Source organism: Kistimonas scapharcae (assembly GCF_039540975.1).
GTDB classification, from domain to species: Bacteria; Pseudomonadota; Gammaproteobacteria; order Pseudomonadales; family Endozoicomonadaceae; genus Kistimonas; species Kistimonas scapharcae.
In genome coordinates this window covers 42135-49369 of the sequence record NZ_BAABFL010000007.1, presented here as the reverse complement: position 1 = coordinate 49369, position 7235 = coordinate 42135, and the positions used below count along the sequence as shown (strand labels likewise).

8 protein-coding genes are annotated in these 7235 nt (G+C 51.4%); 6 read left to right on the top strand and 2 right to left on the bottom strand.

The window, feature by feature from the left end; translation table 11 throughout:
* Positions 1-56: 56 nt before the first annotated feature.
* Both ABD892_RS00680 and phnW read left to right on the top strand, forming a co-directional pair.
* The gene (locus ABD892_RS00680; RefSeq protein ID WP_345192801.1) at positions 57-605 is read left to right on the top strand and encodes an alpha/beta hydrolase fold domain-containing protein; all 549 of its coding nucleotides are present in this window, start codon (positions 57-59) and stop codon (positions 603-605) included.
* A 215-nt stretch (positions 606-820) separates the two neighbouring features.
* Entirely contained in the window at positions 821-1924 is a 1104-nt protein-coding gene (phnW, locus tag ABD892_RS00675; RefSeq protein ID WP_345192794.1) for a 2-aminoethylphosphonate--pyruvate transaminase, read from the top strand.
* A 32-nt stretch (positions 1925-1956) separates the two neighbouring features.
* On the opposite strand, the gene ABD892_RS00670 is transcribed toward phnW, so the two are convergent.
* Positions 1957-2919 (bottom strand): carcinine hydrolase/isopenicillin-N N-acyltransferase family protein, encoded by a 963-nt coding sequence (locus ABD892_RS00670; protein WP_345192792.1) that lies wholly within the window; start codon positions 2917-2919, stop codon positions 1957-1959.
* Between the two features lie 364 nt (positions 2920-3283).
* Here ABD892_RS00670 and ABD892_RS00665 point away from each other — a divergent pair, with 364 nt between their 5' ends.
* Together ABD892_RS00665 and ABD892_RS00660 are read left to right on the top strand one after the other, a co-directional pair.
* Positions 3284-3925 (top strand): MBL fold metallo-hydrolase, encoded by a 642-nt coding sequence (locus ABD892_RS00665; RefSeq protein WP_345192790.1) that lies wholly within the window; start codon positions 3284-3286, stop codon positions 3923-3925.
* Between the two features lie 6 nt (positions 3926-3931).
* Positions 3932-4609: a YiaD family glycine zipper/OmpA-like lipoprotein gene (locus ABD892_RS00660; protein ID WP_345192789.1), complete on the top strand. Its 678-nt coding sequence runs from the start codon at positions 3932-3934 to the stop codon at positions 4607-4609.
* Between the two features lie 39 nt (positions 4610-4648).
* On the opposite strand, the gene ABD892_RS00655 is transcribed toward ABD892_RS00660, so the two are convergent.
* Positions 4649-5581 carry a 1-acylglycerol-3-phosphate O-acyltransferase, YihG family gene (locus ABD892_RS00655; protein WP_345192786.1) on the bottom strand — a complete coding sequence of 311 codons (933 nt, stop codon included), beginning with the start codon at positions 5579-5581 and terminating at the stop codon, positions 4649-4651.
* Positions 5582-5774: 193 nt separating this feature from the next.
* Here ABD892_RS00655 and ABD892_RS00650 point away from each other — a divergent pair, with 193 nt between their 5' ends.
* Together ABD892_RS00650 and ABD892_RS00645 are read left to right on the top strand one after the other, a co-directional pair.
* The gene (locus ABD892_RS00650) at positions 5775-6887 is read left to right on the top strand and encodes a CNNM domain-containing protein (RefSeq protein WP_345192784.1); all 1113 of its coding nucleotides are present in this window, start codon (positions 5775-5777) and stop codon (positions 6885-6887) included.
* Positions 6871-7227, top strand: a complete 357-nt coding sequence (locus ABD892_RS00645; RefSeq protein ID WP_345192782.1) for a nitrous oxide-stimulated promoter family protein — start codon at positions 6871-6873, stop codon at positions 7225-7227. The genes ABD892_RS00650 and ABD892_RS00645 overlap by 17 nt, the downstream gene beginning before the upstream one ends.
* Positions 7228-7235: the final 8 nt, after the last annotated feature.

Genomic DNA, 7235 nt, shown 5'->3' with positions numbered 1-7235 from the left:
TTGCCTGAAGAGCACAGGGGACGCTCTCTTCATTCAATTTAGCCTTACTTCTTCAGATCGTTAAGCGGGAGTTAAGGTTTAAGGGACTGGTTGCGCAAGGTTATCAGTGGAAGGATATCGTCGCTTACGGTGATTCGGCTGGCGGCAGTCTGGTAGCGAGTGCCGTGTTGAAACTTCGAGACCAGGGAGAGTCCCTGCCAGCCGCGTTGGTACTCTGGTCGCCGTGGTCAGACATTACCGAGACAGGCGACACCTATATTACATTGAAAGACTCAGAGCCTGCTTATCACTATCAGTTGCACCTGAAATCATCGGCGGATGCGTATGCACCGGAATCTGAGCAGAAGCACCCCTATGTTTCTCCCGTTTATGGCGACTACGGGAAGCCGTTTCCGCCGGTGCTGATTCAGGGGGGAACCCGGGAAACGTTCCTCAGCAATTTTGTCCGTTTATACCAGGCCATGGACCAGCCAGGGCATACGGTAAAACTCGACCTGTATGAAGGCATGCCCCATGTTTTTCAGATTCATTGGGATTGGCCTGAGGCGAAACTGGCCATCCGGAAAATGAATGACTGGATCAAACCATGGCTCAATACGATTTGATGTTAAGAAGAATGACTGGCGAGGAAGAGAATTGGGGTGTGACAGTAGCGTGCTCTCTGTGCTGAGTTGTAAAGTCTTTCATCATCTGGAAACATCCAAAGGCGCGTTTTTCTGCATCATATGATTGTCATACTCCCGGAATAGGCTTGTAGCCAAGGAGTCGGGCAGTGCACCTATCGCTGTCCGGTTGTTTATAGCATTAATAAGGGATGCCTATGTCCGACAATCCGGATGTACCTTACCTGCTTCTTACCCCGGGACCGATCACCACGTCATCTTCTGTCAAGGAAGCCATGCTGCGTGATGGGTGTACCTGGGATGATGACTATAATGCGATCGTGCAGGAAGTCCGGGCGAGATTAGTGCGCCTGGCAACCAAAGAGTCAGGTTATAGCGCTGTATTGATGCAGGGCAGTGGAACGGCGACGGTTGAATCTGTGATTGGTACAGCGCTGCCCCCAGATGGGCGACTGCTGGTGATTGCGAATGGTGTTTATGGCCAGCGCATGGCGGCGATTGCGGAATATCTTGGTGTTGACCATCTGCTTCTGGACTTTGGTGAGCAGGGGGATGTGGATCCTTCCGTTGTAGAGCAGACACTGGCTGATGATCCGGCCATTACCCATGTGGCCATGGTGCATTGTGAAACCAATACTGGCCGGTTAAATCCGCTGGAAGCCGTCAGCCGGGTGGTCACAGAGGCTGGACGTTGCTGGGTTGTAGATGCCATGAGCAGCTTTGGTGGCATTCCCATGGACATTGGTGAGCTGGGCATTGATTTCCTGATCAGCTCCGCCAACAAGTGTCTCCAGGGGGTACCGGGGTTTGGACTGGTCGTGGCCCGTACCGCAACCCTGCATCGACTGGAAGGCAATGCCCGCTCGTTAAGCCTGGATCTCTATGATCAGTGGCGCTGCATGACCCTGAACTATGGCAAATGGCGCTTCACATCGCCGACCCATGTTGTACGTGCATTCCGTCAGGCGCTGGATGAGCTGGATGAGGAAGGTGGGATTGCTGCTCGCAACCGCCGCTATGCCGAGAATCACCGGGTTCTCATCAGTGGTATGGAGGAACTGGGTTTCAAATCATTGCTACCTGAAGAGGCTCGCTCTCCAATCATTACCTCGTTTTTCAATCCGGATCATCCTGATTTCCGGTTTGCTGAGTTTTATGAACGCTTGAAGGGCAAGGGTTTTGTGATTTATCCGGGGAATGTCTCCGAAGCGGACTGTTTCAGGATTGGCACCATTGGTCATGTTTTCCCGGATGACTATCAACGGCTTCTGAATGCTGTTCGGGAATCCATCTATTGGTAATAGCCCACAATAAACGCGATCAAATGCGTTATTTAGAATTCTCCGCCCTGGTATTCATACTGGTCTTCACTGCCAACCGGGTAACTCACAATGCCTTCAGCGGATAAAGCGACAGGGCGGATCTCCGATGGGGGATTATTCCAGAAAGCCTGATCCAGTAGGAGCTGATAACGTTGATATTTATGTTTCGGTGAGGTCACTCTGATCCAGAGTTTGGTTGCCCCATCGTCAGTGATACGGTTAACCCAGCTCGCCAGGGTGACATTTCTTAAAATACTGTCGTTTGGTCCATTTTTTGCACTGTTTACCCAGTTGTAGTAACTGCCCTCCATGGTTAACTGGCTGGGTGCTTCACTCATTTGTGATTTAATGGCGCTGAAACGGAGCTGTGAATCGGGATAGAAGACTTTGTTAAAGTGTTCCATTTCTTTCAGCACATAATGGTTGGTATGGTACAGCTTGTTGCCATTTTCTTTGGCACTCAGGATCTGGTAGGAGCCATTGGCAGGGCCAACCTCGACAAGGATGGCTTCATGCTTGTCGCCAATAATCAGAAAATTCGCCAGGCCATCAGCAAACAGTTTTTGTTTGGCTTGTCTTACGTCTGCAACTGAGCGGTAGTTTTCAAGAATGGTGTATATAGCAGCGGATTGGTCACCATCATTAAAATGACTGGCATTATTGATTGAGGCAGATTCATTCTGTACGACTGCCAGACCGTGTTGGTTAACACCGGCAGCAATGTAGGGATACGGCTTACGCTTGTGTGAATTATAAAACAGGCCGATGTAGCGATTTCCAGAAATCGACTGCCGGACTTCAACGGACTGGTAAGCAGACAGCGAATCGCGGTTTTTTGCAATCAGCAGTCCGCCATCCGCATTGGCACTACCGGTTGAGGCAAAGGTCGTGCAGGCATGTGTGGTGTCAGGCAGTATGCCGATAACGGGTAGTAAAAATGCGGAGAATAGACGCAGGTTGAAAATGCTAATCATAACGCATGATCTCGCAGACAATGTGGGCGTTAGAGGCAGGTGCTAGAAGCCCTGTGTTGGTGAGTCGAAAGATTTGTGGGCTGTCTCGGGTTTGGAGAATGAACTGAAAACATCTATGTTGTGCGGTTGATTTACACTACAAAAAGTATCAGTGATTGACTGTTTTTCCAGTGTTTCTTGCAATGAGTGTGACTTCATGGGCTAGTAGGTATTCACTTTTATTTGTTGCGGTGCGTCTATCTATCGAGTGATTGATAGACTTTGGCATAATTTTTCAGAGGCTTTGTAGTATCCTCCTGGGTTTGATTTGGGTTTAAGGTTGATAAAATCAACCCGGTTTAACGATGAGTAAAGCGGAACGCGAATGAATCAGACGCCTGGAATGATCAGGGAAACCTTTCCGGTCGGTCCCCTGCAATGTAACTGCACGATTATTGGTGACCCGGTGACGGGGAAAGGGATTGTGGTTGACCCCGGTGGTGATGCCGAGCTGATCCTTGAGAGGGTAAGGGCACATAATCTTCAGATCGTTGCCCTGATCCATACCCATGCTCACCTGGATCACTTCCTGGCCAGTGGCGAGCTGAAAGAGAAGACCGGGGCACCTATCCATCTGCACAAAGAGGATAAATTCCTCTGGGATAATCTGGAAACCCAGTGTCGTATGTTTGGCGTACCATACCGTCCCGTACCAGGCCCTGACTTCTGGTTGCATGATGATGAAGAGCTGGCCTGCTGCTGTGGCGTTGCCATGCATACGCCGGGACACAGCCCGGGCTCCATGAGCTTCTGGTTTGCTGATCACAAACTGCTGATTGCCGGCGACACCCTGTTCCGTCGTGCGATTGGCAGGACTGACCTGTGGGGCGGTGATTACCCAACCATTGAACGTTCCATTCGTCAGCGACTTTATACATTGGATGAAGAGGCCGTAGTGGTTGCAGGGCATGGTCCTGATACGACGATCGGTGAAGAAATCCGCGAGAACATGGTTATTAGAGGTTAACGTGCAATGACAGTTGCCAAATCACATTTTGCATTGAAGAAGCTGACTGCTGTCGTCTTGGTGGGTGCTGTACTTGCCGGCTGCCAGACAACCAATCCCTATACCGGTGAGCAGGAAACCCAGAAATCGGCGAAGTACAGTGGCCTGGGAGCCCTGGCTGGCGCGGTTGTTGGCGGACTGGCGAACGGTAAGGATGGCGCATTGGCCGGTGCAGCATTGGGTGCGGCTGCCGGTGGTGGGTATGGGTATTACGTCGATCAGCAGGAAAACAAGCTGCGTGCGGAGTTACGGGGTACTGGTGTCCAGGTGCAGCGTGTAGGCAATCAGCTGAACCTGATTATGCCTGGTAATATCACGTTTGCGTCCAGCTCAGCCAACATCCGTGCAGATTTCTATCCGGTGCTGGGCTCTGTGGCGAGAGTGATGAAAGAGTATGACAACAACACGATCGTTGTAGTCGGTCATACCGACTCAACCGGTGATGAAAAACGCATTAATCTGCCGCTGTCGCAGAACCGGGCGAACAGTGTGGCAGATTACCTGATCGGACAGGGCATCTCTCCCACACGCATTACAGCTTACGGTGTAGGATCCAGTCAGCCAATTGCTTCCAATAAAACACCGGAAGGGCGTGCTGAAAATCGTCGGGTTACGATTGCACTCAAGCCGCCGGCTAATCAATAAGAGGTAAAGAAAAAGGGGCAGTGAATACTGTCCCTTTTTTTATCCGCTGGCTTCTGCGTAGGTGGTTTCTTTCGGCGACGATTCGCTGTTCATGGAGTCCAGTAAATTGTCTTTGTCCGTCCAAAGCTCGTTAACCCAATGCTGGAACTGTTCACGAAATTCCGTGTCGTTACTGTAATCCTTACCAAGGTATTGAGTCGGAATTGGCAATAGTTCAAGCACAATGCTGACGTTATCGCCTTTTCCGCAGAGAAAATCCCAGAATGCGGGTACCGGTCCGTTATAGGAAATGGTGATGTTAACCATGGTATTCATTTGGCTGCCCATGGCGCCTAATACAAAGGCAGTGCCGCCTGCACGGGGTTTGAGAAGATGGCGAAATGGCGACTGCTGTTGTTTATGTTTGGCTTCGGTGTAGCGGGTACCTTCCATAAAATTAAAGACTGAAACCGGTACTTCACGGAATTTCTCACAAGCCTTGCGGGTCGCCTTGAGGTCTTCTCCCCGTTTCTCGGGATGTTTATCCAGGTAAGCCTTGGAATAGCGCTTCATGAAAGGGAAGTCCAGCGCCCACCAGCACTGGCCGATGATCGGTACCCAGATCAGTTCCTGTTTGAGGAAAAACTTCAGCATGGGGATGCGGCGATTCAGCAGGTGCTGGACAATAAAGATATCAGCCCATGACTGATGGTTGCAGGTTACCAGGTACCAGCCGTCTTTTTTAAGCCCTTCAAGTCCATTGACCTGCCAGTCCATGGGACGGGTCAGTTTCATCCAGCCACTGTTGATGCTAATCCAGAACTCCGCAATGGCAATGCAGATCCGGGTGCTGAGTCTTTGCCACGCTTTCACGGGAATCAGGAACCGGCTCAGGCTGAAAACCATCAGCGGCAAACACAGTAACAGGGTGTTCAATCCCAGCAGCAGGGCCGAGAGGCAACCACGCAGAAAAGGAGGCAGAAATGACAGCATTGCTATGGGTCTATTGTCCGATCTGATTATTCACTGTTGGCAATTCTACGTATCTCCCGTCGCTTGGCAAACGTGCATTGTCAGTGTGACTAACCAAACCGGAATTTTTTTCTGACATTTACAGATTCTTTGCATTTTTTTTGCCAGGACTCAGGTACGATGCGAGCATGTTTAATAGTATGAGGATGCCCTCTTGTTACTGCTGGTAGTGTTTGCACTGGTAGCCATTCTTGTTTCATTTCTGTGCTCAGTATTCGAAGCCGTACTTCTTAGCATCACGCCGTCCTGGCTGGCTGGTATTGAGCAGAAAGGTGATCGTTCCGCCAAGCGCATCAAAGCGCTGAAGGACAACATTGACCGCCCTCTTGCCGCAATCCTGACCCTGAATACCGTGGCGCATACTGCCGGTGCTGCAGGTGTTGGTGCGCAGGCGGCCGTCGTATTTGGCAACCAGTATCTTGGCCTTGTTTCTGCAGTGATGACGGTGCTGATCCTCGTACTTTCCGAGATCATTCCTAAAACCATTGGCGCAACCTGGTGGCGACAACTGGCACCGATGACTGCGATCTGTCTGAATTGGATGGTGCGTATCCTGTCGCCGGTGATCTGGTGTCTTGAGTTACTGACGTCCCGCATGACCCACGGTCATGGGAATGACAGTGAACTCCGGGCGGAGATTTCTGCGCTGGCTGAGCTGGGTCGTCGTCAGGGTGAGCTGGCTTCAGAAGAAAACCAGATTCTCCAGAGTCTGCTGCGCTTCCGTGATGGCCGACTGAATACCATCATGACGCCGCGGACGGTGGTCTTCTCTCTTCCTGAATCCGTGACTACGGCGGAGTACCTGGAAAAGTACAGTGACAAGGGCTTTTCCCGTATCCCGGTGTATGAAGGGGAGCCGGATGACATCACTGGCTTTGTGCTGCGTGCTGAGGTGCTGGCCGCACACCATCAGTCTGGCGGTACCGCGACATTAGGTAGTCTCTGTCGTCCGATCCTCCGTGTACTGGATCGTGAGCGGGTGGATACCCTGTTTTCACGACTGGTTGTTGAACGTTCTCATATCGCGATGGTGGTGGATGAGTACGGCGACATGCAGGGTGTGGTGACACTTGAAGATTTGATCGAAACACTGCTTGGCATGGAAATCGTTGACGAATGTGACCGCGATGTGGATATGCAGAGTGTTGCCCGTCGCCGTCGCATGCGCTGGCTGAAGAAGCATAGCCTGCAGATGTTCGGTTCTTCTGGGAAGCTGGAACCGGCCAATATGGCCCCGGTTAGTAAGGCGGATGCGGCAGCTTCCTGAGCCTTTGACCGGTGTGCTTGAACGTGAGCACCAGACCATGACCGCTATGGTCAGGCTCTGGTGCCGCGATCACCATGAGTGTGACGATGACCTCTGTTCGGAATGCCGTGAATTTCTGGATTTTGCGGCATTCCGTTTACACAAGTGTCCTTATGGCCCCGACAAGCCAACCTGCTCCCGCTGCCCCATCCATTGTTACAAACCCACCATGCGCGACAAGGCCAAAGCCATTATGCGTTATGCCGGGCCACGTATGCTGTTCAAACATCCGCTCATGACCCTGCGTCACTTGTTGCATGAACGCAGGGCTGTTCCACCGTTACCGTCGAAACGTAAATAAAGCGACGC

Excerpts from the sequence above, each read along its gene's own strand:
- phnW (WP_345192794.1), top strand. The coding sequence starts at position 821 with ATGTCCGACAATCCGGATGTACCTTACCTGCTTCTTACCCCGGGACCG.
- ABD892_RS00670 (WP_345192792.1), bottom strand. The coding sequence starts at position 2,919 with ATGATTAGCATTTTCAACCTGCGTCTATTCTCCGCATTTTTACTACCC.
- ABD892_RS00665 (WP_345192790.1), top strand. The coding sequence starts at position 3,284 with ATGAATCAGACGCCTGGAATGATCAGGGAAACCTTTCCGGTCGGTCCC.
- ABD892_RS00660 (WP_345192789.1), top strand. The coding sequence starts at position 3,932 with ATGACAGTTGCCAAATCACATTTTGCATTGAAGAAGCTGACTGCTGTC.
- ABD892_RS00655 (WP_345192786.1), bottom strand. The coding sequence starts at position 5,581 with ATGCTGTCATTTCTGCCTCCTTTTCTGCGTGGTTGCCTCTCGGCCCTG.
- ABD892_RS00645 (WP_345192782.1), top strand. The coding sequence starts at position 6,871 with ATGCGGCAGCTTCCTGAGCCTTTGACCGGTGTGCTTGAACGTGAGCAC.